The sequence below is a fragment of the Kutzneria buriramensis genome (assembly GCF_003387475.1).
GTDB classification, from domain to species: domain Bacteria; phylum Actinomycetota; class Actinomycetes; order Mycobacteriales; family Pseudonocardiaceae; genus Kutzneria; species Kutzneria buriramensis.
This window is the reverse complement of record NZ_QUNO01000003.1, coordinates 137,223-161,376: the sequence shown is the minus strand read 5'-3', so window position 1 is coordinate 161,376 and position 24,154 is coordinate 137,223. Positions and strand designations below refer to the sequence as shown.

The following is a 24,154-nucleotide window of genomic DNA, read 5'->3' as shown; positions in this document are numbered from 1 at the left end:
CGGGCCACGCGCGGGCGGCGCCGGGTGCTAGTCCAGCGCCGCCCGCACGGGCGTTCCGCACAGGTCAGACGACCTGCGAGGTCGGGAGGTCGCGCATGGTGCGCAACGGGGACGCCAGCACCCACAGCACGGCGAGGACCTCGCCGACGGAGCCGACCCACAGCGCCCCGCGAGGGGTGAGCCACGCGGCCAGCGCGCCGCCGATGAGGCCGCCGATGGGCATGGTGCCCCAGACGAGGAACCGCACGGAGGCGTTCATCCGCCCGAGCAACTGGTCGGGGCAGATGGCCTGCCGATAGCTGACCTGCGCGACGTTGTAGACGACGGCGCCGAGGCCGAAGGCGAAGATGGCCACGGCGAACAGGATGAGCCGCCAGCCGCGCTCGGTCAGCGGCATGAGCAGCGAGAGCGGGCTGGTGACGAGCGGGGCGAGCCAGATGGTGCGGGCCTGCCCGAACGCCCGGGACCACCGGGTGGCGGTGAGCCCGCCGAGCAGGCCGCCGACGCCGCCGGCGGTCATGAGCAGACCGGCGATGCCGGTGTCGACGTGCAGCTGCCGGATGAGGAACAGCAGCATGGCGGCGCCGGCGATGCTGTTGAACAGGTTCGACGTGCCGGTGCAGAAGGTGATGGCCCGCAGCGTCGGCTGATGGAGCACGAACCGCAGGCCCTCGGCGATCTCGGCGCGCATGCCCCGCCGCTCGGTGCGTTCCGGCTGCGGCTCGGACGTCCGAATACGCAACAGGAACAGCGCGGAGGACAGGAAGCCGAGGGCGGTCGCCAGCACCGACGTGGCGGCGCCGATGAGCTGGACGAGCAGGCCGCCGAGGGCGGGCCCGGAGACCTGCGCGGCGGACTGGCTGATCTGGAGCTTGGCGTTGCCCTCGACGATGTGCTCCCGGCCGACGAGCGACGGCAGGTAGGACTGGTACGCCACGTCGAAGAACACCGTGAGCAGACCGACCAGCAGCGCCACCACGATCAGCTGCCACACCGTCAGCACGTGCAGCCACCAGGCGACGGGAATGGTCATCAGCAGCGCGAACCGGCATAAGTCGGCGCGCAGCATCAGCGGCCGTCGCCGCAGCCGGTCGACCCAGACGCCGGCGGGCAGGCCGACGAGCAGGAACGCGGCGGTCTCGGCGGCGGACAGGGCGCCGACCTCGAACGGGGTGGCGGCCAGCTGGGTGACGGCCAGGGCCGGAATGGCGAACTGGCCGATCGACGCGCCGAACTGGCTGAGGGTGTCGCCGACCCACAACTGGCGGAAGTCTCGGTGCTGCCGCAGGGACATGGCCGCCAAGCCTGGCCCAAGTGATTGGAAACTGTCAATCAGTTATTCTGGACGCGTGCCGCTCGCCGCGAAGAAACGCCCCGCGACCAGGGCCGAGGCCGCCGCCCTGGCCTCGGACACGCGCCTGCGCATCATCCGGCTCACCCAGGGCCGGGCGATGACCAACAAGGAGCTCGCCGCCGCCCTGGGCAAGGACCCGGCCACGACGCTGCACCACGTGCGCAAACTCGTCGACACGGGCTTCCTGGTCGAGCAGCCGCCCCGCCGCGGCACCCGCGGCTCGCGGGAGAAGCCCTATCTCGGCACGCAGCTGTCCATCAGCCTCAGCTTCGACGAGGTCGAGGAGCAGGCCGCGGTCAGCGAGGCGGCGCTGGGCGCGTTCCTGGGCGAGATCGCCGACCTCGGCGTCGGCGCGGCCGACCTCACCCGGGTGGTCTTCCAGCTGCCCAAGGCGCAGACCGAGGAGCTGCTGTCCCGGCTGGAAGAGGTGCTCAGCGACTACGTCGACCTGCCCTACGATCCGGCGGCGGAACGGGTGGCGATCTTCCTCGCCAGCTACCGCAGCGCCTGATCGGGTAACGGAGTGGACAGCACGTGGGACACTGGTTGTCAAGATGACGGAAACCTACGCATTCGATCCTGACGACGCGGCCGACGACGAGCTGCTGTCGACAGGCGACCTGGAACTCGCCGACCGCGCGGCGCTGCGCCGCATCGTGGGGCTGTCCACCGAACTCGAGGACATCACCGAGGTCGAGTACCGACAGCTCCGGCTGGAGCGGGTGGTGCTCGTCGGTGTCTGGACCGAGGGCAGCGCCGCCGACTCCGAGGCCTCGCTGGCCGAACTCGCCCGACTCGCCGAGACGGCGGGCTCCCAGGTGCTGGAGGGCCTGATCCAGCGGCGCGACCGCCCCGACCCGGCCACCTACGTCGGCTCGGGCAAGGTGCGCGAGGTCCGGGACGTGGTCGTCGCCACCGGCGCCGACACCGTGATCTGCGACGGCGAGCTGTCCTCGGGCCAGCTGCGCAACCTGGAGGAGAAGCTCAAGGTCAAGGTGGTCGACCGGACCGCCCTGATCCTGGACATCTTCGCCCAGCACGCGCAGTCCAAGGAGGGCAAGGCCCAGGTCGAGCTGGCCCAGCTCCAGTACCTGCTGCCGCGGCTGCGCGGCTGGGGCTCGGCCATGTCCCGCCAAGCGGGAGGCCGGGCCGGCGGCGCGACCGGCGGTGTGGGCCTGCGCGGTCCCGGTGAGACCAAGCTGGAGACCGACCGCCGGCGCATCCACAAGCGGATCTCCAAGCTGCGCCGGGAGATCGGCGCGATGAGCGTGGTGCGGGAGACCAAGCGCGGCCGCCGGGTGGCCAACGACGTGCCCAACGTGGCGATCGTCGGCTACACCAACGCCGGCAAGTCCAGCCTGCTCAACGCCATCACGCAGGCCGGCGTGCTGGTGGAGGACGCGCTGTTCGCCACCCTGGACCCGACCACCCGCCGGTCGACCACGCCGGAGGGCCTGCCCTACACCCTGACCGACACCGTCGGCTTCGTCCGGCACCTGCCGCACCAGATCGTCGAGGCGTTCCGCTCGACCCTGGAGGAGGCCGCCGACGCCGACCTGCTCGTGCACGTGGTCGACGGCTCCGACCCGCGGCCGGAGTGGCAGGTCAGCGCCGTGCGCGAGGTGCTCGGTGAGATCGGCGGCAAGCTCGACCGGCAGATGCCGGCCGAACTCGTCGTCGTGAACAAGACCGACGCCGCCGACGAGGTGGCGCTGGCCCGGCTGCGCAACCTGCTGCCCGGGGCGGTGTTCGTCTCGGCGCGCACCGGCGACGGGGTGGCCGGGCTGCGGGAGCAGATCGCCGGCCGGCTGCCCGCGCCGAACATGGTGGTCGAGGTGCTCGTGCCGTACACGCGCGGTGACCTGGTGGCCCGGGTGCACGGCGAGGGCGAGGTGCTCGCCGAGGACCACACCCCGGAGGGCACGGCGCTCAAGGCCCGGGTCCGCGGCGACCTCGCGGGCGCGCTGGAGGCGTACGCCGTGAATGGCTCCCCCGCCTGAGTTCCAACGCTGTGCCGGGCCGGTTACTGTAGAAGGCACGAGGTTCATGCGGTGAGGAGGAAAGGCTATGGGCGAGTTCAGCCCCTGGCACCTGGCGATCGTGGCGCTGGTGTTCGTCGTGTTGTTCGGCGCACGGAAGCTGCCTGACGCGGCTCGCGGCATCGGACAGTCGCTGCGCATCTTCAAGGCCGAGATGAAGGCGGGCGTGGACGGCGAGCCGAAGCCGGCCGACACCCCCGCGCCGCAGGCGCCGACGGCATCGGCGGAGCTGCCCCAGGCGGCCCCGGCGGTGGCGCCGACCACCACGACCCCCGTGCAGCAGCCGACAACGACGAGCTGACACCGGGTTCAGAACCGCCGAGGCCGTCCCGACGATTCGTCGGGACGGCCTCGTCATGCGTTCCGGGCTTTCAGAGGCGGCGGAGAACTGCCACGACTTTGCCCAGGATCTCCGCCTCGTCGCCGAGGATGGGCTGGTACGCCTCGTTGTGCGGCATCAGCCAGACGTGGTCGTCGCGCCGCTTGAAGGTCTTCACGGTGGCCTCGCCGTCGATCATCGCGGCCACCACGTCGCCGTTCTCGGCGGTCGGCTGCTGGCGCACGGCCACCCAGTCGCCGTCGGTGATGGCGGCGTCCACCATCGAGTCGCCGACGACCTTGAGCAGGAACAGCGAGCCCTCGCCGACGATCTCCTTCGGCAGCGGGAACACGTCCTCCACGGACTGCTCGGCCAGGATCGGCCCGCCGGCGGCGATCCGGCCGACCAGCGGCACGTAGACGGGCTGGGCCGCGGGCTCGGCGGTGGCCACGGCCTCGCCGCCCAGCATGCCGACGGCGCGCGGCCGGTTGGCGTCGCGGTGCAGGTAGCCCTTGCGCTGGAGCATCTTCAGCTGGTGGGACACCGACGACGTCGAGGTCAGGCCGACCGCGTCGCCGATCTCGCGGATGCTCGGCGGGTAGCCGCGCCGCTCCACCGACTCCTGGATCACGCGCAGCACCTTGCGCTGACGCGGGGTCAGCCGCGGGTCCTGGGACGGCGAGTCCTCCGCCTCGTCGATCACCTCGACCTCGGCCACAAGGTCCCCTACGTCGCCCTCGGCGCTCTTGCGTGCCATCACGCTGCCCTCCTCCTCGACGCCGACCTCCCTGGCGGCGCCCCATGCCCAGTGATCTTCAGTTGCCAACGGTAGCCCGCCGGACCGATTCGATCAAACACCTGTTCGAAGGACACGCCGCCGAAGTCTCGACCCGGCGGTCTCCGTGTGGTACATCTTCGCACGGACGTTCGATAGAACGCCTGTTCGATCATGGGAGGCGTCATGGCGACCCAGGAGCTGCTGATCAGGCCCGGCACCCGCCGCACCCGGGTGCTGCGCACCGGCGCGGGCGACTTCCGCCGGCCTCCGGGGCGCCCCCGCCCCGTCAGCGCGCCCGGCGTCGCCGGCTCGGTCGCCTGCGCGCCCAGGCGGATGTCCGGCGGCCTCCAGTTGGCCCTCGTGGGCGTGCTGACCTTCGTCGCGTGCCTCGGGCTCGCCGGTGTGAACTGGCTGTCCTCGTCGCAGCCGGTGCCCTCGGGCGTGGCCACCGTGCAGGCCCAGGACGGCGAGACGCTGCCCGAACTGGCCCACCGCGTGGCCCCGAACAGCCCCGTCGACGATGTCGTGGACCGCATCGTCGCCCTCAACCACCTCACGGACCGCGCGCTGCACGCCGGTCAGCCGCTCGAGGTTCCCGCGTAGCACATCACACGATCGGTGTTTCACCCGAGTGCCCGAGTGACATTCGGAGCACGATAACTCCCACAACAGGTCAGACGGCGTGTCGCGGTTTGCGTCGCGGGCTCGCGAGGCATACCTTCTACCCCTACATCTAGTGGTTCGCAGCGTTGAAGCTGTCCACAGATTGTGGGTAACCGCCCCCAGCCTGTGGATGACTTCAGCCACTGCTGGTCGGGGAGGGGTTGGGCGCCGTGCGTTGTCCGTTCTGTCGGCACCCGGACTCCCGGGTGGTGGATTCCCGGGAGGTCGAGGAGGGCCAGGCGATCCGCCGCCGCCGTTCCTGCTCCCAGTGCAGCCGCCGGTTCACCACCGTCGAGGAGGCGGTGCTGGCCGTGGTCAAGCGGTCGGGGGTCACCGAGCCGTTCAGCCGGGACAAGGTCGTCACCGGCGTCCGCCGGGCCTGTCAGGGCCGCCCCGTCGACGAGGACGCATTGCAGCAGCTGGCGCAGCGGGTCGAGGAGTCGATCCGCTCCACGGGCTGCGCCGAGATCCCCAGCCACGAGGTCGGCCTGGCCATCCTGGGCCCGCTGCGTGATCTGGACGGGGTCGCCTACCTGCGCTTCGCCAGCGTCTACCGCTCGTTCTCCTCGGTCGAGGACTTCGAGAAGGAGATCGCCGAGCTGAAGCGCGCCGAAGAGGTTTCCCCAAATGACTTGGGCGCAGCTCAGGAGTCAGCCGCCGAACGATGACTAGACGCAGGTTTCGCCGTCCCGAGCGCGGGACGGCCATGTTGACGCGCACGAAAACGGAACGAGAGGGCACGGTCATGACGAAGGCCGTCGGCAGGACAGGGTTGAACGTGCAGCGGGTCTACACGACCGAGGGCGTGCATCCCTACGACGAGGTGACCTGGGAGCACCGCGACGTCGTCATGACGAACTGGCGCGACGGCTCGGTCAACTTCGAGCAGCGCGGCGTCGAGTTCCCCGACTTCTGGTCGGTCAACGCGACGAACATCGTCACCAGCAAGTACTTCCGCGGCGCGGTCGGCACCGACGTGCGCGAGCGCAGCCTGCGCCAGCTCATCGACCGGGTCGTGCTCAAGTACGTGAAGGCCGGCGTCGAGCACGGCTACTTCGCCGACGACAAGGCCGCCGAGGTCTTCGAGCACGAGCTCACCTGGATGCTGCTGCACCAGGTGTTCAGCTTCAACTCGCCGGTGTGGTTCAACGTCGGCACCGCCTCGCCGCAGCAGGTCAGCGCCTGCTTCATCCTGGCCGTCGACGACACCATGGAGTCGATCCTCAACTGGTACCGGGAGGAGGGGCTGATCTTCAAGGGCGGCTCGGGCGCCGGCCTGAACCTGTCCCGGATCCGGTCCTCCAAGGAGCTGCTGTCCTCCGGCGGCACCGCGTCCGGCCCGGTGTCGTTCATGCGCGGCGCCGACGCCTCCGCCGGCACCATCAAGTCCGGCGGCGCCACCCGCCGCGCGGCCAAGATGGTCGTCCTCGACGTGGACCACCCCGACGTCGAGGAGTTCATCGAGACCAAGATGCGCGAGGAGGACAAGGTCCGCGCGCTGCGCGACGCCGGGTTCGACATGGACCTGGGCGGCAAGGACATCGTGTCCGTGCAGTACCAGAACGCCAACAACTCGGTGCGCGTCTCCGACGAGTTCATGCACGCCGTCGAGGCCGGCGGCCAGTTCGGGCTGCGCGCCCGGCAGACCGGCGAGGTCATCGAGCACGTCGACGCCAAGTCGCTGTTCGGCAAGCTGTCGCAGGCCGCGTGGGCGTGCGCCGACCCGGGCATCCAGTACGACGGCACGATCAACGACTGGCACACCTGCCCCGAGTCGGGCCGGATCACCGCCTCCAACCCGTGCAGCGAGTACATGCACCTGGACAACTCCAGCTGCAACCTGGCGTCGCTGAACCTGATGAAGTTCCTGCGCGAGGACGGCACCTTCGACGCGCCGCTGTTCGCCAAGGCCGTCGAGCTGGTCATCACCGCGATGGACATCTCCATCTGCTTCGCGGACTTCCCGACCGACCCGATCGCCGACACCACGCGCAAGTTCCGCCAGCTGGGCATCGGCTACGCCAACCTCGGCGCGCTGCTGATGGCCACCGGCCACGCGTACGACTCCGACGGCGGCCGCGCGCTGGCCGCCGCGATCACCTCGCTGATGTCCGGCACCGCCTACCGGCGCTCCGCCGAGCTGGCCGGCGTCGTCGGCGCGTACGACGGGTACAAGCAGAACGCCGAGGCGCACCAGCGGGTCATGCGCAAGCACGCCGCCGCCAACGACCTCGCCCGCACGTACCACTCCAACGACGCCGCCGTGCAGAAGCTGGCGACCACCGAGTGGCAGAAGGGCCTCCAGGTCGGCGCCCGCAACGGCTGGCGCAACGCGCAGGCCAGCGTGCTCGCCCCGACCGGCACCATCGGCCTGATGATGGACTGCGACACCACCGGCATCGAGCCCGACCTGGCCCTGGTCAAGTTCAAGAAGCTCGTCGGCGGCGGCTCCATGCAGATCGTCAACCAGACGGTGCCGCGCGCGCTGAAGGCCCTGGGCTACCAGCAGGAGCAGATCGAGGCCATCGTCGAGTTCATCTCCGAGCACGGCCACGTCATCGACGCGCCCGGGCTGCGCCCCGAGCACTACGAGGTGTTCGACTGCGCCATGGGCGAGCGGTCCATCGCGCCGATGGGGCACGTCCGGATGATGGCCGCCGTGCAGCCGTTCATCTCGGGCGCGATCTCCAAGACCGTCAACATGCCGGAGTCGGCGTCGGTCGAGGACGTGCAGGAGATCTACTTCCAGGGCTGGAAGCTGGGTCTGAAGGCGCTGGCCATCTACCGCGACAACTGCAAGGTCGGCCAGCCGCTGTCCGCCGGCAAGGGCGGCTCCGCGACCACCGAGGCCAAGACCGAGACCGTCGTCGAGTACCGGCCCGTGCGCAAGCGCCTGCCGAAGAAGCGCCCCTCGCAGACGGTGTCGTTCACCGTCGGCGGCGCCGAGGGCTACCTGCACGCCGGCTCGTACCCCGACGACGGCCTGGGCGAGATCTTCATCAAGCTGGGCAAGCAGGGTTCCACCCTGGCCGGCGTGATGGACGCCTTCTCCATGTCCATCTCGGTGGGTCTGCAGTACGGCATTCCGCTGGAGTTCTACGTCTCCAAGTTCCAGAACCAGCGCTTCGAGCCGAACGGCATGACCGACGACCCGGACGTGCGGATCGCCACCAGCGTCGTCGACTACCTGTTCCGGCGGCTGGCCCTGGACTACCTGCCGTACGAGAAGCGGGCCGAGCTGGGCATCTTCACCGCCGACGAGCGGACCGCGCAGGTCAGCGCCGACTACGGCCAGGTCGACCTGGAGGCCCTTCAGGTCGGCGTCGAGGCCCCGGCGGCGGTCGAGGCCGCGCCGAAGCCCGTCGGTGAGGCGCACAGCTCCACCGAGTTGGTCGAGCTGACCCTGGGCAAGGCCGCCGACGCGCCGCTGTGCATGACCTGCGGCACCAAGATGCGGCCGGCCGGCTCGTGCTACGTGTGCGAGGGCTGCGGCAGCACCTCCGGTTGCAGCTGAGTCAGGTGTTCGGGTGGGGTGTCGGCGGATCGCGCCGGCACCCCACCCGCGTCTTTGGGTAACTGTCCACCCAAACGAGTGGATGTGCGGTGGACCAGCCGCGCAAGGCGCGAAGTTGATAAGTTCAATTCGCTGGCAGGTACCTGTATCAACTTCGGCGCTGACGGGTCGGGGCCGCCTACCAACACCTCCGCGTACGCGGGCTGGATCAGACGGACGATCGGGTGGTGAGCCGCAGTTCGTCGCGGACGAGTTCGAGCAGGCGGCCCATCCAGTTCCGGCCGTGGCCGCTGTTGTCGCCCCAGAACTCCGAGCCGATGTCGTCGTAGAGCAGGGTCGCCTCGCCGGTCGCCAGCAGGGCCTCGGCCAGGTCGGGGTGCTGGTCGAACTTCGCGCGTAGCAGCCCGGCCATCGCCGCGGTGTTGAGCGCCGGAAGTGCTTGGCAGGCCTCGGATACGGACGGATAGATGGTCCCGTCGACCATGATCGGCGCGGGGAAGTCGTTGCGCAGCGGCTCCGGCGGGTGCCCCTGCGGCAGCTTGATCGCCGGCGCGTGCTCGGAGGTGTCCGGCTCCTGCCCGGGGAAGATCCACCCGTCGAAGTAGGCGACGGCGCGGTCGTACTCCTCTTGCGTGACAACACCTTCCGGGTTGAATGCGGTGCCGCCGGGGCCGACGGCCAACGCCTGGAGCGGTTCGTCGCCGCGGTCCATGTCGCCGAGTGCCTGGCGTCGCACCGTTTCCGGGATCGCCAGATACGTCTCGCGGACGGCGGCGCGGTTCTCCTCCGTCCGGTCGTCGAGGAAAGCGCTCACCGCGGCCAGGCAGCGCCCGACCGAGTCCGGCCGGCCGTTCAGCTCGTCGATCGTGTCCGCGACCTCCGCCAGCAGCGTGTCGGGAGTGGACCACGTCTGCGGCTTCTTGAACCGCCACGACGCCAGGCCGTACGCCGAAGCCCTTGCGCCGTCGGGGATGCTCGTCGCCACCCACCCACCGCGCACCTTCCGCTCGAACTGCTCGACCGTGACCAGGCCCCAGCAGTCGATCAGCCCGTCCGCGTACACGATCAGGTCGGTGAGGAAGTACGTGCCGCCGTTGTTGATGAACGCGTGCCGCCAGGCTCCTGGCACGCGCACGCCGTCCGCGATTCGGTGGGTGATCCGGGTCATTCGATCATTCTCGGGCACGCGGCCGCCTCGGCTGAAGCGAAATCCAGGGCCGCGCCGGCCGTGCGCCACGGGCCTCGCGCCAGAGCGGGCTGTCGAGGAAGTGGTTGTCGTAACGGTCCTGTGTGGCAAGGAGTTCGCGCGGATCGGCCTGGCCCCTGAGCACACGGTCGCCGAGGCGGAAGTAGTCGAGGCGGTCGAGCATGCCGGGGGCGAACAGGATCAGGACGTCGGCGGGTTCGGCGACGGAGCCGAAGGCGTGCGGCATGAGCTTGGGCACGGCGAGGAAGTCGCCGCGGCCGAGGGTGACCACGCGGTCGCCGGCGAGGGCCTCCAGTGCGCCGTCGAGCACGAAGAAGATCTCGGTGGAGCCGCGGTGGAAGTGCGGCGGCGGCCCGTCGACGCCGGGGGCGAGGGTGGTGCGGTTGGCGCTGATCGCGCCGTCGGTGTCGCGGCCGTCGGCCAGCAGCCGGATCATCGCGTTCTCGGTGCCCAGCACCTCGGCCCGATCGGCCCGCACGAGTGTCATGCGGCCAGGGTAGTTCGCCGGAAGATAGTTCGCCAGAGAATTATCGTCCGGGGAACTAGGATGACGGGGTGGGCGACGCGATCGACGTGATCCTCGAGCAGTGGCGGCGGGAGCGGCCGGACCTGGACCTGTCGGCGCTCGGCGTGTTCGGCCGGATCATGCGGCTGTCGGCGGTGCTGACGGCGTTCATGGACGACTGGTGCGCGGCCCACGGCCTGCGCGCGGGCGAGTTCGACGTGCTGACGGCGCTGCGCCGCGCGGGCCCGGCGATCCCGTCGGACCTGGCGGACGCGCTGATGATGTCCCGTTCGGGCATGACCAAGCGTCTGGACGGCCTGGAGGCGGCGGGCCTGGTCGCGCGTACGCTCGACCCCGGGGATCGCCGGAGCTTTGTCGTGGCGCTGACCGACGAGGGCCGCCGGCTGATCGACTCGGCGCTCACCGAGCACGCCGCCAACATGCAGCGGCTGGCCGAGGGGCTGTCGCCGAGGGAGCGGGCGGCGCTGGAGAAGTCGCTGCGGACGCTGCTCACCGATAACCGGTTGTCGCCGATGTGAGAATCACCAGGTGAAAGCGACCGGGAGCCTGTTCGGACTGGCGTACGGCGACGCCCTGGGCGCGCCGACGGAGTTCCTGTCGGTGGACGAGATCGTGCTCCGGTACGGACCGGAGGGCCCGCGCGAGCCGGCGGGGGAGCCGGCGCTGATCACGGACGACACGCAGATGACCCTGGCCGTGGCGAGGGCGATGCCGGCGCACGGGCCGCTGGACCCGGCTGCCATGGAGAAGGCGCTGCGTGAGCAGTTCGTGGAGTGGCTGGACAGCCCCGAGAACAACCGCGCGCCGGGCATGACCTGCCTGCGCGCGTGTGAGCTGCTGTCGTACGGCATCGCCTGGCGCAGGGCGACGCAGGAGACGTCGAAGGGCTGCGGCGCGAACATGCGGGTGGCGCCGATGGGTCTGATGCCGGGGCTGGGCGAGGTGGAGCGGGCTGCGTCGGCGCAGTTCCAGGCGGCGCTGACGCACGGCCACCCGACCGCGCTGGTGGCGAGTGACCTTACGGCGTTCGCGATTCACTGGCTGCGCAACGGAATGCGGCCGGCGGACCTGCCGGACGCGCTGATCGACCGCTGCCGGGAGCAGCGGACGGTCTATCACGAGGAGTGGCTGGCCGATCTGTGGATGCGGCCCGGCGTCGACAGCCCGACCGAGTTCATCGCTCGTGGGTGGGATGAGTGCCTCGTCGCGTTGGATGCACTCAAGGCCGCCCTCGCGGCGCCGGACCGGGATGCGGATCCGTGCCTGCGCACGGGCGAGGGCTGGATCGCCGAGGAGGCGCTGGCCACGGCTGTGCACTGCTTCCTGCTGTTCCCGGACGAGCCCGTGGCGACGCTGTCCCGGGCGGCGACGACCGCCGGCGACTCGGACTCCATCGCCTGCCTCGCCGGGGCGTTCGCCGGCGCCGCGCACGGCGTCGAGTGCTGGCCGGCGGAGTGGTCGCGGCGCATCGAGCACGCCGACGAGCTGGCCCGTTTCGGACGGGCATGGGACTGATGCCCATATTCAGGGGTCGCCGCTGGTCGGGTGGGCTGATGGCGGTGCCGGTCGGGGCGGGCGTTCGCCGGGTCCTAGGCTGATCGGCATGGGTCGCACAGTGACGCTGGCGTTGGTGGATCCGAACGGGGCGCCGCTGGGCACCACCCGTCCGTTCGACGTGGAATCCCAGTGGTGGCAGGAAGTCGCGCCGGTGGTGACCAGGGCCCGTGACGAGTTCGGCATCGACGTGGTGGTCCTTCGCCTGGTGGCGGCGGAAAACCCGAGGCCGCACGGTGGCAACGTCACCTACCTCGCCGAGTACGACGGGCCGCCGCTGGACCTCGGCCCGTTCGACGAGACCTGGCTGGCGCCGCATCCGCTGCGGATGGCCTGGGCGGAGCCCGGCGGCCCCCAGGCCTCACTGCGCTGGGCGGGCGTGGAAAGCGGTGTGCAGCAACGGACCTGGAACCTGTCCTCGGTGTGGCGGCTGGGGAACCGCTGGCTGAAGGAGGTCCCGCCGTTCCTCCGGCAGGAGCCGATCGTGTTGGCCTGGCTGGGAAAGCACGCCCCCGACCTGGTGCCGCGGCTGATCCGCGCGCAGGACGGCCGGATGCTGATGGTGGACGTGCCCGGCACCGACCGCTACGACGCCGAGCCAGCGGAGATCGCGGACATGGTGCATGACCTGTTCCGGATCCAGGAGACGGCCGCCGAACACGTCAACGAGCTGCTGGCGCTGGGCGTGCCCGACTGGCGCGGAGATCCTTTCACGGCAACCGTTTCCGCCACGGTCGACGCCTACGCCGACCGCCTGACGTCCGATGAGCGGTCCGCGCTGGCGAAGCTGGTGGCAGGGCTGCCGGAGCGGTTCGCGGCGCTGGCCGACTGCGGCATCCCGGACAGCTTGGTGCACGGCGACTTCCATCCCGGCAACGTCCGATCCGACGGCGTGAGAAGGGTGATCCTGGACTGGACGGACAGCGTGATCGGGCACCCCGCGCTGGATGTCCGCGGCGACACCGAGCGTTGGATATCCCTGTGGCGCAACAAGATCCCCGGCTGCGAGCCGGAGCGGGCGCTGGAGCTCAAGCGCCCGCTCGGCGCGCTGCGCGGGGCGGCGGTCTACGACGGGTTCCTCAACGGCATCGAGCCGTCGGAACACCCGTACCACGCCGACGACCCGCTCGACTGCCTCAGAACGGCGCTCAACTGACCCAGTTGGCGGCGGGCACCGTCTCTGCCGCCAAGGTCGGTCCGGGCGGGGTGCCCTCGCCGAACGGACGGCCACCGAGCGACTCCCGGCCGTGCGGCGTGAGCCAGTTGCGCAGGTCCGGCCCCAGCGGCACGATGCCGGTGGGGTTGATCATCCGGTGCACCTCGTAGTAGTGCTGCTTGATCTGCGCGAAGTCGATCGTGTCGCCGAAACCGGGCGTCTGGAACAGGTCCCGGGTGTATGCCCACAGCACCGGAATCTCGGCCAGCTTGGTGCGGTTGCACTTGAAGTGCCCGTGGTACACGGCGTCGAACCGGGCCAGCGTGGTGAACAGCCGCACATCGGCCTCGGTGATGGTGTCGCCGACGAGGTAGCGCTGCCCGGCGAGCCGGTCGCTGAGCCAGTCGAGCCGGTCGAACAGCCGTCGGTAAGCCTTCTGGTACGAGTCCTGGTCGCTGGCGAACCCGGCCCGGTACACGCCGTTGTTCACGTCCCGGTAGACGAGCTCGCTGACCTCGTCGATCTCGGCCCGCAGGTGCTCGGGGTACAGCTCGGGCGCGCCGGCGCGGTGGTACCGCGTCCACTCCAGCGACAGGTCGATGGTCATCTGCGCGTAGTCGTTGGTGACGACCTCGCCGGTGGCCTCCTCCACGATCGCCGGCACGGTGATGCCGCGCTCGTAGCCGGGGAACCGCTTGAAGTAGGCCTCCTGGAGCCGCTCGATGCCCAGCACCGGGTCCCGGCCGCCGGGGTCGAGGTCGAACGTCCAGCTGCGCTCGTCGTGCACGGGCCCGCAGATGCCCATGGACAGCACGTCCTCCAGGCCGAGCAGCCGCCGCACGATGATCATCCGGTTGGCCCAGGGACAGGCCCGCGCGACGACGAGCCGGTAGCGGCCGGGCTCGACCGGATAGCCGTCCCGGCCGTCGGCGGTGATCCGGGTGGTGATGTACCGCGAGTCGCGGCTGTACTCCGACATGCCCCCAGTATCGGGCCGCCCGGAACTCCGTGCCGGAGTTCCGGGCGTGCACTATGTCAGAAGCCGGAGGCGGGCCGCGCCGTGTAGTGCTCCTCCAGCCGCGCCACCTCGTCCGCGCTCAGCTTGAGGTCGACGGCGGCGACCGCGTCGGTCAGGTGGTGCGGCTTGGTGGTGCCGACGATCGGCGCGGTGACGGTCGGCTTGCCCATCATCCACGCCAGCGCCACCTGGGCGCGGGGGACGCCGCGCTCCTCGGCGATGGCCCCGACGGCGTCGACGATGGCCCGGTCGGCCTCGGCGGTCTTGTCGTAGAGGATCTTGCTGAACCCGTCGGTGTCGCTGCGCGCGGTGCTCTCGGCGTCGGCGGGCCTGGTCAGCCGGCCGCGGGCCAGCGGGCTCCACGGGATGACGCCGACGCCCTGGTCCAGGCAGTACGGCAGCATCTCCCGCTCCTCCTCGCGCTGGAGCAGGTTGTACTGGTTCTGCATGGACACGAACCGGGTCCAGCCGTTCAGGTCGGCGGTGTGCTGCATCTGCGCGAACTGCCAGGTCCACATCGAGGAGGCGCCGATGTAGCGGGCCTTGCCGGCCTTCACCACGTCGTGCAGCGCCTCCATGGTCTCCTCGATCGGCACGTCCGCGTCGAACCGGTGGATCTGGTACAGGTCGATGTAGTCGGTGCCCAGCCGGCGCAGGCTCTCGTCGACCTGGGTGAGGATCGCCGCCCGCGACAGGCCTACGCCCTTGGGGCCGGGGCCCATCATGCCGCGCACCTTGGTGGCGATGACCACCTCGTCCCGCTTGGCGAACTCGCGCAGCAGCTGGCCGGTGATCTCCTCGCTGGCCCCCATCGAGTACACGTTTGCGGTGTCGAAGGTGGTGATGCCCGCCTCGATCGCCTGCTTGAAGTACGGCCGGGACTCGTCGATGCCGAACGACCACTGGTGCGTGCCGCGCGTGGGGTCGCCGAAGCTCATGCAGCCCAGGATGACCTTGGAGACCGACAGCCCGCTCTTGCCCAACCGGAGGTATTCCATGCGGGCGACGCTACTCCCCTGGAGTGGCACCAGCCTGGCGTTCCGGGGGATGCTGGGCCGTGCTGTTGCGTCAGTTGGAGTACCTCGTCGCCCTCGCCCGGGAGCGGCATTTCGCGCGGGCCGCGGCGGCGTGCCACGTGTCGCAGCCGTCGCTGTCGGCGGCGATCCGGAAGTTGGAGCACGAACTGGACGTGCCGATCGTGCAGCGCGGCCAGCGCTACGAGGGCCTGACGCCCGAGGGGGAGCGGGTCCTGCTGTGGGCGAACAGGATCCTGGCCGAGTGCGACGCGCTGCGCCAGGACCTGTCGACCATGCGCGGCAGCCTGTCCGGGGTGCTGCGGATCGGCGCGATCCCGACCGCCCTGACGGTGGCGCCGCTGCTGACGACCCCGTTCTGCCAGCGCCACCCGCACGCCCGGATCACGCTGGAGTCGTTGCCGTCACGGGAGATCGCCCGCCGGCTGGCGGAGTTCGAACTGGACATCGCAATGACCTATGTGGACGACCCTTCGGCGATTTCCCTGTACCAGGAGCGGTATCTGCTGCTGACGCCGAGCGACGGCCAGTTCGCCGATCGGACCAGCCTGCGCTGGGCGGAGGCGGCGACGGTTCCGCTGTGCCTGTTGTCGCGGCAGATGCAGAACCGCCGGATCCTGGACGAGACCTTCGCCGCGTTCGGCGCGAGCGTGGTGCCGGCGATCGAGACCGACACCGTGTCGGCGCTGTACGCGCACGTCGCCTCGCGCCAGTGGTCCAGCGTGATCTCGCACGCCTGGCTGCACATGTTCGGTGTGCCGCAGGGGATGCGGGTGGTGCGGCTGGACGATCCGCCGCGGGCGCCGATGATCGGACTGCTGGTGGCCGGGCACGAGCCGGAGTCGATGCTGGCCCGCGGCCTGGTGGAGATCGCCCGTGAGGTGGACGTGCGCGGCGTGCTGGACCGGGTGCTGGCCGGCTATCTGCGATAGAAGCCTTCTATCCCGGGATAGGGAAGAACGTTTTGACGGCCCCACCCGGCCGCGAGGATGGTCCTGAAGCACCTACTCGCGACGCAGAATGTGGGGCCAGCCATGGCAAAGGTGCTGTGTGTGCTGTACGACGACCCGACCGTCGGATACCCGACCGCCTACGCCCGGGACGATCTGCCGCAGGTGCCCGGATATCCGGGCGGGCAGACCCTGCCGACGCCGCGCGGCCTCGGCTTCACGCCCGGCCAGCTGCTGGGCAGCGTGACCGGGGCGCTGGGGCTGCGTGAGTACCTGGAGAGCCAGGGCCACACGCTGGTCGTCACCTCGGACAAGGACGGCGCCGACTCCGTGTTCGACCGCGAGCTGGTGGACGCGGACATCGTTGTCTCCCAACCGTTCTGGCCGGCCTACCTGACCGCCGAGCGGATCGCCCGCGCGCCGCGGCTGAAGCTGGCGATCACGGCCGGCATCGGTTCCGACCACGTCGACCTGGACGCCGCCATCGAGCACGGCATCACCGTCGCCGAGGTCACCCACAGCAACAGCATCAGCGTCGCCGAGCACGTGGTGATGATGATCCTGTCGTTGGTGCGCAACTACTTGCCGTCGCACCAGGTGGTGCTGGACGGCGGCTGGAACATCGCCGACTGCGTCGCCCGCGCCTACGACCTCGAGGGCATGCACGTCGGCACCGTGGCCGCCGGCCGGATCGGCGCCGCGGTGCTGCGCCGGCTCGCGCCGTTCGACGTGCACCTGCACTACACCGACCGGCACCGGCTGCCGCGTGCCGTCGAGGACGGGCTGGGGCTGGTGTTCCACGAGAGCGCCGCCGACATGGTGCCGTTCTGCGACGTCGTGACGATCAACGCGCCGCTGCACCCCGAGACCGAGGGTCTGTTCGACGACGAGCTCATCGGCGCCATGAAGCGCGGCGCCTACCTGATCAACACCGCCCGGGCCAGGATCGCCGACCGGGACGCCGTCGTCCGGGCCCTGGAGAGCGGGCAGCTCGCCGGCTACGCGGGCGACGTCTGGTTCCCGCAGCCCGCGCCGGCCGACCACCCGTGGCGCACCATGCCGCACCACGGCATGACCCCACACATCTCCGGCTCGACCCTGTCCGCGCAGGCCCGGTACGCCGCGGGCACCCGGGAGATCCTGGAGAACTGGTTCGCGGGGGAGCCGATCCGGGACGAGTACCTGATCGTCGACGGCGGCAAGCTCGCCGGCGCCGGGGCGCACTCGTACTCGACGAACCGGTAGGGCATCTATCGTTGCCGTCGTGAGCAAAGCCTTGTCGAATGGAGCTTCCGGCGCGCTGCGGCGGTTCGCCGGGCGGGTCGCCCGCGGGTCGGTCGGCGGCCCGCTGCTCGACGGGATCGAGTACTGGGACGACCTGCGCGACTCCCCGAGCCAGATGGAGATCCTGTTCGCGATCTTCGCCAACGTCCTCGAGTTCGGTGACGCGGGCGAGCCGGTGAACGAGAAGCACGCCGAGCGGCGGGCCGCGCTGTGGCTCCACCAGTACTGCACCGGCCGCCTGCCCGAGGGGGAGCCGCCGCTGGAGGACTGGGAAGTCGCGCTCCACTGACCCGATCCGCGTCGGTCAACCGGCCAGCAGGAGCACGGCCGCGACGGCGACGATCACCGCCGCCGTGGCGGCGTGCATGCCCAACGCCAGCACCTTCGAGCCGCCGTGCCGCAGCACGATGACGGCGTCGCCGATCGGCACGATGGCGGAGACGAGCAGGTACCAGCCCATGACGTGCGGGCCGGCGGTGGCGAGCAGGACCAGGAGCGCGACGCCCATGCCGACGTCGCGGATGCCCTTGATGTTGAGCCACGCGGCGAGGACGCCCTCGGGCCAGGCGGGCAGGCCGAAGCCCTTGGCGTTGGCGACCGGTGCGACCAGGTAGGCCACCCCCATGGCGACCACCGCAACGCCGAGGATCGCCGCTACCACCACTACCACCGTGTACATCTGCTGTCTCCGCTCGTGAATCTAGCGCTGCTAGGTATGCGAGCAAAGCTAGCAGGAGCTGCGCTCGGAAAGCTAGCGGTGCTAGAATTTCGAGCGTGACCGTGCAGCAGCGGCGTGAGCGGGACCGGGCGCAGCGCCATGAACTGATCATCAGCACCGCCCGCGAGCTGGCCGAGGCCGAGGGCTGGGACGCGGTGACCACGCGCCGGCTGTCCGAGCGGATCGAGTACAGCCAGCCGGTCCTCTACAGCCACTTCGCCAACAAGGACGCGATCGTCGCGGCGGTCGCCGAGCAGGGCTTCGTCGAGCTGGCGGCGGCGATGGGGGCGGCGCGCCGCAAGCAGGTCGAGCGGCCGGCCCTGGTCCGGGCCGTCGTGGACGCCTACCTCGACTTCGCCGCGGCCAACCCCGCGCTCTACGACGCGATGTTCACCCTCGACATCGGCCTGCGCTTCGCCCAGCCGGACTCGCCGCCGGCGCTGCTGGACGGGTTCCGGCAGCTGTCGGTGACCTTCGAGGCAGTGGTCGAGGACCCGGCCGAGATCGGCACCTTCACCGAGGTCGGCTGGGCCGCCCTGCACGGCCTGGCCACGCTCACCCGCGCGGGCCGCCTCTCCGACGGCCAGCACGAAGCCCGCGTCGACCTCCTCGTCACGCGGCTGCTGTCGTGAGGCGCAAGATCGTCGTCACCGGCGGCACCGGGCGGCTCGGACAGGTGGTCGTCGAACGACTGCACGGCCGCGGCGTCGAGGTGCAGTCGATCAGCCGGCGCAACACCACCGTCTCCGTCGACCTGCGCAAGGGCCTCAACATCGACCAGGCCGTCGAGGGCGCGTCGGCGATCGTGCACTGCGCGACCACCAACGGCCGCGGCGACATCGTCGCCACCCGCAACCTGATGGAGGCCGCCCGCCGCGCGGGCGGCCCGCACCTCGTCTACATCTCCATCGTCGGCATCGAGCAGGTGCCGATGCCGTACTACCGGGCGAAGCTCGCGGTGGAGCGGGAGATCGTCGAATCCGGACTGCCGTGGACGATTCTGCGCACCACCCAGTTCCACGACCTGGTGGCGCAGATCCTGGGGCTGGCCGCGCGGCTGCCGGTCATGCCGCTGCCCGCCGGCTTCCGGTTCCAGCCGATCGACACCGCCGACGTCGCCGAGCGGCTGGCCGGGCTGGCCCTGCACGCGCCGGCCGGCCGCGTCGAGGACATGGGCGGGCCGCAGGTGCTGGACGTGCGGCAGCTGGCCGGCACCTACCTGATGCTCACCGGCAAGCGCCGCCCGCTGCTGTCGGTGCCGGTGCCGGGCGGCATCGCCCGCGCCTACCGGGAGGGCCGTCACCTGGCCCCCGACCACGCCGTAGGCGGCCGCACCTTCGAGGAGTTCCTGGCCGGCTGAAAATGCAGGTGCCGGGAGCGGTTGCGGCTGGTACCGTCGTCCGCATGATCCTCTGAGCGCGCCTTCGTGCGACTTCACCCCCTGGTACGTGACGAACCCTCAGGAGGACACCCATGCCCCAGCAGAACGCCGACCAGAACCCCGCCGAGGCGGGCGACTCGACGCCGGCGGCCGACGAGACCGTCGTCCGCCCGAACCGCGCCGAGCGCCGGCACAAGGGCAAGGCCCAGCCGAAGACCAACGGCGTGGCCTACAACCCCCACGTCAAGACGGCGAGCACCGGCCACCAGCGCCAGTACTCCAACCGTCGCAGCGGGGGATGACGCGGCTCGACCTCGCCCGCGACGCCCTGGCCGGACTGTCGGTCGGGGACGCGTTGGGCGCGCAGTACTTCGTTCCCGGCAACGCCCTGCCGCGCATCCCGGCGGGGCGCTGGGAATGGACGGACGACACCGAGATGGCCTGCTCGGTGTTCACCGAACTGCGGGATCGCGGCGAGATCGACCAGGACGAGCTGGCGGGCCTGTTCGCGGACCGGTGCGAGCCGTACCGGGGCTACGGCCCGGGCGCGGTGGTGATCCTGCACCGGATCCGTGACGGTGTGCCGTGGCAGACCGCGGCTGGCGCCGCCTTCGGCGGCACCGGCTCCTGCGGCAACGGCGGCGCCATGCGGATAGCGCCGCTAGGTGCGTTCTACGCCGACGATCCCGACCAGGTCGTCGAGCAGGCCACCAGGGCGTGCCAGGTGACGCACCTGCACCCCGAGGGCGTCGCGGGCGGCGTCGCCGTCGCGCTGGCCGCCGCCTACACCGGCGGCTGCCGACTGGCCGGGGCGTCGCCGACGGCCGACGGGCTGTTCGCGTTCGTGCTGGACCGGCTGCCCGACAGCGAGGTCCGCCGCCGGGTGGAACGGGCCCGGGAGCTGCTCGGCCGGTCCGCCGCCGAGGTCGCCTTCGAGCTGGGTAACGGCTCGCGGGTGCTGGCCCAGGACACCGTGCCGTTCACGACCTGGGCCGCCGCCACCCATCTCGACGACTACCGCCAGGCCGTGCTGACGTGTGTCGAGGTCGGCGGCGACATCGACACCACCGGCGCGATCGTCGGCGGCATCGTCTCGCTGGTCGCCGCCGTGCCCGGCGACTGGCTCGCCGCGCGCGAGCCGCTGCCGTCCTGGGCGTCCTGAAATCTGGTGGCGCTACGCGCGCTAGCGCTGCTAGCTTCGCGGGCATGCGCTTCGGACACCTGCCGCTGTACCAGTAAGAGCCGAGTGGACGTCTCGTACCCACTCGTCTTCTCAGCAGGAGTTCCGCCATGCACATCTCGTTCATGGCCGTGCCCGAGCACGGCCACGTCCTGCCCGGCCTGCCGCTGGTGACCGAACTGGTCGCGCGCGGGCATCGGGTCAGCTACGCCACCACCGACGCGTTCGCCGACACCGTCACCGAGGTCGGCGCGACCGCGTTGCTTCACACGACGACATTCCCGGCGCGCATGCCCGAGGACGGCGATGCCGGCACACGCATGTTCGTCGACGAGTTCACCGCCGTCACCCCGCAGATCGAGGCGCTGTACGCCGGCGACCGGCCGGATGTGATCGTCTGCGACATCGGGGCCTTCCAGGGGCCGGTGCTGGCCGACCGCTGGGGCATCCCGGTGGTGCAGGTGTCGGCCAGCTACATCTCGCTGCCCGGCTCCAAGGCCGAGGACTTCCCGGCTTACGTTGCCGCATATGGCATTCCCGAGGAGTTGCTGACGCCGCGGCCGTGCCTGGTGGTGATGCCGCGATCGTTCCAGTTCGACGGTGCGACCGTGGACGGCAACTTCACCTTCGTCGGTCCGATGGGGTCGCCCGCGCCGTGGTCGCCGCCGGACGACCGGCCGGTGCTGGTGATCTCGCTGGGGTCGTCCTACACGGACCGGCCGGACTTCTTCCGGACCTGTGTGGACGCGTTCGCCGACAACGGCTGGCGCGTGGAGATGTCCGTCGGACGGTTCGTCGACCCGGCGGACCTCGGGCCGCTGCCGGACAACGTCGTTGTCCGGCAGTGGATTCCGCAAGCGTCGATGCTGACGGCCGCCAGCGCGTTCATCACCCATGCCGGCATGGGCGGCGTCATGGAGGCGCTCGCGCAGGGGGTGCCGCTGATCGCGGTGCCGCAGGCCGTCGACCAGCTGCTCACGGGGCCCCGGATCGAGGAACTCGGGCTGGGCGTGCACATTCCCCGCGACGAAGTGACGGTCGAGCGGCTCCGTGAGGCGCTGAACCGGGTGAGCACGGATGCCGGGATCGCGGCCAACCTGCGGGCCGTTCGCGAGGAAATCCTTGCCAGCGGCGGGGTTCGGCGCGCGGCGGACATCGTCGAGTCCCAAGTGGAGTGTTGATGGACGAGGTGCGGGTGGCCGAGGCCGGCGAGCTGGCCGGTCTCGCGGCGGTCGAGGACGCCGGCGACAGGATGTTCGAGCCGTACGGGATCGTGTTCCCGCCGAGCCCGAACATCGAGCACGCCGCCGATCCGGCGGACGTGTTCGTGGTCGGGCGGCCGGCGGTGGGCTTCGCGTTCGTCGGGGACGTCGACGACGGCCTGCACCTGCACCAACTCGCCGTGCACCCGGACCACGGGCGCCGTGGCCTGGGCACCGCCCTGCTGGCGGCGGTCTTCGGACGCGCCGCCGGCCGGGCGGTCACGCTGACCACGTTCCGGCGCATCCCGTGGAACGAACCCTGGTACCGGCAGCGGGGCTTCGTCGAGGTGACGGACCCGGGGCCGGAGCTGGCACGCCTCGTCGAGGGCGAGCGGTGGCTGGCGGAGCTGGGGGAGCGCGTGACCCTTACGTGCAAGGTAATGGTCCGCCCGACGGCGCGTGGGTAGCGTCGGCGGCATGACCACGGTGGAGATCAGGCAGCGACCGGTCGGCGAACTGCTGCGGCAGTGGCGCGAGCACCGCCGGCTCAGCCAGCTGGAGCTCTCCAACCAGGCTGAGGTGTCGACCCGGCACCTCAGCTTCCTGGAGACGGGCCGCGCCACGCCGAGCCGGGACATGGTGCTGCACCTGGCCGACCGGCTGGAGGTGCCGCTGCGCGAGCGGAACAGCCTGCTCGTCGCCGCCGGCTACGCCCCGGTCTACACCCGCACGGCGCTGGACTCGCCGGAGCTGGCCCCGGTCCGCGAGGCGGTCCGGCAGATCCTGACGGGGCACGACCCGTATCCGGCCGTGGTGGTGGACCGCTACTGGAACCTGCTCGACGCCAACGCCAGCGCGTCCTTCCTCACCGCCGGCGCCGCCGAACACCTGGTCGGGCCGGCCACGAACGTGCTGCGGCTCGCGTTGCACCCCGAGGGGATGGCCCCGCAGATCATCAACCTCGGCGAGTGGCGGGCGCACCTGCTCGGCCAGCTGCGCCGGCAGCTCGCGGTGGTCGCGGATCCGGAGCTGACCGAGTTGTACCGGGAGGTGGCCGCGTATCCGTGCGACGACGAGGAGCCGGACATCGAGCTGACGCCGTCGGCCGGCAACCTGATCGTGCCGCTGCGGATCCGGCGCTGCGATGTGGAGTTGTCGTTCTTCAGCACCATCGCCACGTTCGGCACGCCGCTGGACGTGACCGTCGCCGAGCTGGTGATCGAGTCCTTCTTCCCGGCCGACGACACCACCCGGGCGTTCATGACCAGCTTGTGAGCACCTGGTCGATCCGCGGCCAGATCTGGTCGCGGGCCGCCTGCCGGGGCACGCCCCGCATCAGCATGGCGTCGTAGTCGGTGTCCTCGTGCCGTACGGAGGCGACGACGGCGTGGCGGACCGCCCGCTCGTCCAACGCGCGGCCGGCCGCCGACCGGCCGACCCGCCCGCTGCCGCGCAGCGCCGTGTGCCGGGCGATCGCCTCCGCCCGGTCGGCCGGGCACTTCGGGAACTGCGACCGGATCTCGGCCGCGAACTGTGCCTGGAACTTCACGTCCAGCACCTCGCGGCGTTCCGCGTCCTTGACCCGGCGGCGGGCGCGCAGCTCCTCGTCGTCGAAGCACTGCCGCTCGGCCCGTTCGAGGGCGTCCGGCTCGACGAGGATGCCCAGCCGCTGGGTTCGGTTGCGGCGGCGCGGATCCGGCCGCAGCACGATCGCCGCGAGGCCGCTCTCCTTGCGGGCGCGGCGGCTCAGCGTCGCGTCGCCGGCCTTCAGGAACACCAGGTGGTCCAGGTCCGCGCAGCCCAGGCAGATCGCCTCGCCGGCGTCGATCATCAGGAAGTCGTCCGGGCCACGGCATTCCGCGCACTCGAAGGTGGACTTGGCCTCCAGCACGACCAGGTCCGGCAGCTTCTGGTCCTTCACCGCGCGGGGCTTGTCCGTGCTGTAGCGCAGATGTACGGCATCGGTGTCGCGCGCGGTGAAGCGCAGCGCCCGGCGGTCGCGGGTCGCCGAGACGTGCGGTTCGTGGTTGGCGTTGAACCGGTCGCGGCCCCAGTCCGCGAACAGCTGCGCCGCCTCCAGCAGCTTCGCGTCGCCCGTCGACGTCACCGTGCTCAGCGGGTCGAGCCGACCCTGCTGCCAGCGCTGCACGTTCTTCTCGTGCACCCACCCGAGCGCGACCAGCACGTCGAGGAACGTCACCGTGCCCCGCTTGCCCACGATGGTCTCCGCCACAGTTCCGACTTTCGTCCTCAGCTGCACGGCAAGGACCATACGAT

At 70.9% G+C, this 24,154-nt stretch carries 27 protein-coding genes; 19 read left to right on the top strand and 8 right to left on the bottom strand.

Features of this window, described 5'->3' with window-relative positions:
- Positions 1-64: 64 nt before the first annotated feature.
- Entirely contained in the window at positions 65-1,294 is a 1,230-nt protein-coding gene (locus tag BCF44_RS09195) for an MFS transporter (RefSeq protein WP_116173769.1), read from the bottom strand.
- A 55-nt stretch (positions 1,295-1,349) separates the two neighbouring features.
- Between BCF44_RS09195 and BCF44_RS09190 the strand changes: the two genes are divergently transcribed.
- From BCF44_RS09190 to tatA, 3 genes are all read left to right on the top strand, one after another.
- On the top strand, positions 1,350-1,865 hold the full coding sequence (locus tag BCF44_RS09190) for an ArsR/SmtB family transcription factor (protein WP_246014909.1): 516 nt from the start codon (positions 1,350-1,352) through the stop codon (positions 1,863-1,865).
- 43 nt (positions 1,866-1,908) lie between these two features.
- Positions 1,909-3,354, top strand: a complete 1,446-nt coding sequence (gene hflX / locus BCF44_RS09185) for a GTPase HflX (RefSeq protein ID WP_116173767.1) — start codon at positions 1,909-1,911, stop codon at positions 3,352-3,354.
- Positions 3,355-3,421: 67 nt separating this feature from the next.
- Positions 3,422-3,694 (top strand): Sec-independent protein translocase subunit TatA, encoded by a 273-nt coding sequence (tatA, locus tag BCF44_RS09180; RefSeq protein ID WP_116173766.1) that lies wholly within the window; start codon positions 3,422-3,424, stop codon positions 3,692-3,694.
- A gap of 70 nt (positions 3,695-3,764) precedes the next feature.
- On the opposite strand, the gene lexA is transcribed toward tatA, so the two are convergent.
- Positions 3,765-4,469: a transcriptional repressor LexA gene (lexA, locus tag BCF44_RS09175; RefSeq protein WP_116173765.1), complete on the bottom strand. Its 705-nt coding sequence runs from the start codon at positions 4,467-4,469 to the stop codon at positions 3,765-3,767.
- A gap of 204 nt (positions 4,470-4,673) precedes the next feature.
- On the opposite strand from lexA, the gene BCF44_RS09170 reads away from it, so the two are divergent.
- From BCF44_RS09170 to BCF44_RS09160, 3 genes are all read left to right on the top strand, one after another.
- Positions 4,674-5,093: a hypothetical protein gene (locus BCF44_RS09170; protein ID WP_116173764.1), complete on the top strand. Its 420-nt coding sequence runs from the start codon at positions 4,674-4,676 to the stop codon at positions 5,091-5,093.
- Positions 5,094-5,323: 230 nt separating this feature from the next.
- A complete protein-coding gene (nrdR, locus tag BCF44_RS09165) occupies positions 5,324-5,821 on the top strand; it encodes a transcriptional regulator NrdR (RefSeq protein WP_116174246.1) in 498 nt (165 codons plus the stop codon).
- Between the two features lie 38 nt (positions 5,822-5,859).
- Positions 5,860-8,667, top strand: coding sequence for a vitamin B12-dependent ribonucleotide reductase (locus BCF44_RS09160; protein ID WP_116173763.1), 2,808 nt, complete (start codon positions 5,860-5,862; stop codon positions 8,665-8,667).
- A 208-nt stretch (positions 8,668-8,875) separates the two neighbouring features.
- On the opposite strand, the gene BCF44_RS09155 is transcribed toward BCF44_RS09160, so the two are convergent.
- On the bottom strand, positions 8,876-9,835 hold the full coding sequence (locus BCF44_RS09155) for an NADAR family protein (protein WP_116173762.1): 960 nt from the start codon (positions 9,833-9,835) through the stop codon (positions 8,876-8,878).
- 4 nt (positions 9,836-9,839) lie between these two features.
- Positions 9,840-10,361 carry a cupin domain-containing protein gene (locus BCF44_RS09150; protein WP_116173761.1) on the bottom strand — a complete coding sequence of 174 codons (522 nt, stop codon included), beginning with the start codon at positions 10,359-10,361 and terminating at the stop codon, positions 9,840-9,842.
- 68 nt (positions 10,362-10,429) lie between these two features.
- Between BCF44_RS09150 and BCF44_RS09145 the strand changes: the two genes are divergently transcribed.
- From BCF44_RS09145 to BCF44_RS09135, 3 genes are all read left to right on the top strand, one after another.
- Entirely contained in the window at positions 10,430-10,918 is a 489-nt protein-coding gene (locus BCF44_RS09145) for a MarR family winged helix-turn-helix transcriptional regulator (protein ID WP_246014907.1), read from the top strand.
- Positions 10,919-10,928: 10 nt separating this feature from the next.
- On the top strand, positions 10,929-11,915 hold the full coding sequence (locus BCF44_RS09140) for an ADP-ribosylglycohydrolase family protein (RefSeq protein WP_211352960.1): 987 nt from the start codon (positions 10,929-10,931) through the stop codon (positions 11,913-11,915).
- An 88-nt stretch (positions 11,916-12,003) separates the two neighbouring features.
- Positions 12,004-13,110: an aminoglycoside phosphotransferase family protein gene (locus tag BCF44_RS09135; RefSeq protein WP_116173760.1), complete on the top strand. Its 1,107-nt coding sequence runs from the start codon at positions 12,004-12,006 to the stop codon at positions 13,108-13,110.
- On the opposite strand, the gene BCF44_RS09130 is transcribed toward BCF44_RS09135, so the two are convergent.
- Both BCF44_RS09130 and BCF44_RS09125 read right to left on the bottom strand, forming a co-directional pair.
- Positions 13,103-14,089: a glutathione S-transferase family protein gene (locus BCF44_RS09130; RefSeq protein WP_116173759.1), complete on the bottom strand. Its 987-nt coding sequence runs from the start codon at positions 14,087-14,089 to the stop codon at positions 13,103-13,105. The genes BCF44_RS09135 and BCF44_RS09130 overlap by 8 nt on opposite strands.
- A gap of 56 nt (positions 14,090-14,145) precedes the next feature.
- Positions 14,146-15,126, bottom strand: coding sequence for an aldo/keto reductase (locus BCF44_RS09125; RefSeq protein WP_116173758.1), 981 nt, complete (start codon positions 15,124-15,126; stop codon positions 14,146-14,148).
- 59 nt (positions 15,127-15,185) lie between these two features.
- On the opposite strand from BCF44_RS09125, the gene BCF44_RS09120 reads away from it, so the two are divergent.
- The 3 genes from BCF44_RS09120 (at position 15,186) to BCF44_RS09110 (ending at position 17,685) form a co-directional block, all read left to right on the top strand.
- Entirely contained in the window at positions 15,186-16,094 is a 909-nt protein-coding gene (locus BCF44_RS09120; protein ID WP_116173757.1) for a LysR family transcriptional regulator, read from the top strand.
- 102 nt (positions 16,095-16,196) lie between these two features.
- Positions 16,197-17,357, top strand: coding sequence for an NAD-dependent formate dehydrogenase (locus BCF44_RS09115; RefSeq protein ID WP_116173756.1), 1,161 nt, complete (start codon positions 16,197-16,199; stop codon positions 17,355-17,357).
- Between the two features lie 19 nt (positions 17,358-17,376).
- Complete coding sequence (locus tag BCF44_RS09110) at positions 17,377-17,685, top strand: DUF7677 family protein (protein WP_211352959.1); 309 nt, start codon at positions 17,377-17,379, stop codon at positions 17,683-17,685.
- A 15-nt stretch (positions 17,686-17,700) separates the two neighbouring features.
- On the opposite strand, the gene BCF44_RS09105 is transcribed toward BCF44_RS09110, so the two are convergent.
- Positions 17,701-18,075 carry a DUF4267 domain-containing protein gene (locus BCF44_RS09105; RefSeq protein WP_116173755.1) on the bottom strand — a complete coding sequence of 125 codons (375 nt, stop codon included), beginning with the start codon at positions 18,073-18,075 and terminating at the stop codon, positions 17,701-17,703.
- A gap of 95 nt (positions 18,076-18,170) precedes the next feature.
- Between BCF44_RS09105 and BCF44_RS09100 the strand changes: the two genes are divergently transcribed.
- The 7 genes from BCF44_RS09100 to BCF44_RS09070 all read left to right on the top strand — a co-directional run bounded on the left by BCF44_RS09100 (position 18,171) and on the right by BCF44_RS09070 (position 23,152).
- On the top strand, positions 18,171-18,746 hold the full coding sequence (locus BCF44_RS09100; RefSeq protein ID WP_116173754.1) for a TetR/AcrR family transcriptional regulator: 576 nt from the start codon (positions 18,171-18,173) through the stop codon (positions 18,744-18,746).
- Positions 18,743-19,474, top strand: coding sequence for an SDR family oxidoreductase (locus BCF44_RS09095; RefSeq protein WP_116173753.1), 732 nt, complete (start codon positions 18,743-18,745; stop codon positions 19,472-19,474). The genes BCF44_RS09100 and BCF44_RS09095 overlap by 4 nt, the downstream gene beginning before the upstream one ends.
- A 113-nt stretch (positions 19,475-19,587) precedes the next feature.
- Entirely contained in the window at positions 19,588-19,797 is a 210-nt protein-coding gene (locus BCF44_RS09090) for a hypothetical protein (protein WP_116173752.1), read from the top strand.
- The gene (locus tag BCF44_RS09085) at positions 19,794-20,657 is read left to right on the top strand and encodes an ADP-ribosylglycohydrolase family protein (protein WP_116173751.1); all 864 of its coding nucleotides are present in this window, start codon (positions 19,794-19,796) and stop codon (positions 20,655-20,657) included. Before BCF44_RS09090 ends, BCF44_RS09085 begins: the two co-directional genes overlap by 4 nt.
- A gap of 128 nt (positions 20,658-20,785) precedes the next feature.
- On the top strand, positions 20,786-21,856 hold the full coding sequence (locus BCF44_RS09080; protein WP_116173750.1) for a nucleotide disphospho-sugar-binding domain-containing protein: 1,071 nt from the start codon (positions 20,786-20,788) through the stop codon (positions 21,854-21,856).
- Positions 21,856-22,344 carry a GNAT family N-acetyltransferase gene (locus BCF44_RS09075; protein WP_116173749.1) on the top strand — a complete coding sequence of 163 codons (489 nt, stop codon included), beginning with the start codon at positions 21,856-21,858 and terminating at the stop codon, positions 22,342-22,344. Before BCF44_RS09080 ends, BCF44_RS09075 begins: the two co-directional genes overlap by 1 nt.
- Positions 22,345-22,354: 10 nt before the next feature.
- Positions 22,355-23,152 (top strand): helix-turn-helix domain-containing protein, encoded by a 798-nt coding sequence (locus BCF44_RS09070; RefSeq protein WP_116174242.1) that lies wholly within the window; start codon positions 22,355-22,357, stop codon positions 23,150-23,152.
- On the opposite strand, the gene BCF44_RS09065 is transcribed toward BCF44_RS09070, so the two are convergent.
- Complete coding sequence (locus BCF44_RS09065; RefSeq protein ID WP_246014906.1) at positions 23,136-24,110, bottom strand: DUF2293 domain-containing protein; 975 nt, start codon at positions 24,108-24,110, stop codon at positions 23,136-23,138. The genes BCF44_RS09070 and BCF44_RS09065 overlap by 17 nt on opposite strands.
- Positions 24,111-24,154: the final 44 nt, after the last annotated feature.

Coding starts and splice junctions, on each gene's coding strand:
- BCF44_RS09150 (WP_116173761.1), bottom strand. CDS start 10,361: ATGACACTCGTGCGGGCCGATCGGGCCGAGGTGCTGGGCACCGAGAAC.
- BCF44_RS09085 (WP_116173751.1), top strand. CDS start 19,794: ATGACGCGGCTCGACCTCGCCCGCGACGCCCTGGCCGGACTGTCGGTC.
- hflX (WP_116173767.1), top strand. CDS start 1,909: ATGACGGAAACCTACGCATTCGATCCTGACGACGCGGCCGACGACGAG.
- BCF44_RS09170 (WP_116173764.1), top strand. CDS start 4,674: ATGGCGACCCAGGAGCTGCTGATCAGGCCCGGCACCCGCCGCACCCGG.
- BCF44_RS09155 (WP_116173762.1), bottom strand. CDS start 9,835: ATGACCCGGATCACCCACCGAATCGCGGACGGCGTGCGCGTGCCAGGA.
- BCF44_RS09075 (WP_116173749.1), top strand. CDS start 21,856: ATGGACGAGGTGCGGGTGGCCGAGGCCGGCGAGCTGGCCGGTCTCGCG.
- BCF44_RS09105 (WP_116173755.1), bottom strand. CDS start 18,075: ATGTACACGGTGGTAGTGGTGGTAGCGGCGATCCTCGGCGTTGCGGTG.
- BCF44_RS09135 (WP_116173760.1), top strand. CDS start 12,004: ATGGGTCGCACAGTGACGCTGGCGTTGGTGGATCCGAACGGGGCGCCG.
- BCF44_RS09115 (WP_116173756.1), top strand. CDS start 16,197: ATGGCAAAGGTGCTGTGTGTGCTGTACGACGACCCGACCGTCGGATAC.
- BCF44_RS09090 (WP_116173752.1), top strand. CDS start 19,588: ATGCCCCAGCAGAACGCCGACCAGAACCCCGCCGAGGCGGGCGACTCG.
- BCF44_RS09080 (WP_116173750.1), top strand. CDS start 20,786: ATGCACATCTCGTTCATGGCCGTGCCCGAGCACGGCCACGTCCTGCCC.
- tatA (WP_116173766.1), top strand. CDS start 3,422: ATGGGCGAGTTCAGCCCCTGGCACCTGGCGATCGTGGCGCTGGTGTTC.
- BCF44_RS09070 (WP_116174242.1), top strand. CDS start 22,355: ATGACCACGGTGGAGATCAGGCAGCGACCGGTCGGCGAACTGCTGCGG.
- lexA (WP_116173765.1), bottom strand. CDS start 4,469: ATGGCACGCAAGAGCGCCGAGGGCGACGTAGGGGACCTTGTGGCCGAG.
- BCF44_RS09195 (WP_116173769.1), bottom strand. CDS start 1,294: ATGTCCCTGCGGCAGCACCGAGACTTCCGCCAGTTGTGGGTCGGCGAC.
- BCF44_RS09125 (WP_116173758.1), bottom strand. CDS start 15,126: ATGGAATACCTCCGGTTGGGCAAGAGCGGGCTGTCGGTCTCCAAGGTC.
- BCF44_RS09160 (WP_116173763.1), top strand. CDS start 5,860: ATGTTGACGCGCACGAAAACGGAACGAGAGGGCACGGTCATGACGAAG.
- BCF44_RS09130 (WP_116173759.1), bottom strand. CDS start 14,089: ATGTCGGAGTACAGCCGCGACTCGCGGTACATCACCACCCGGATCACC.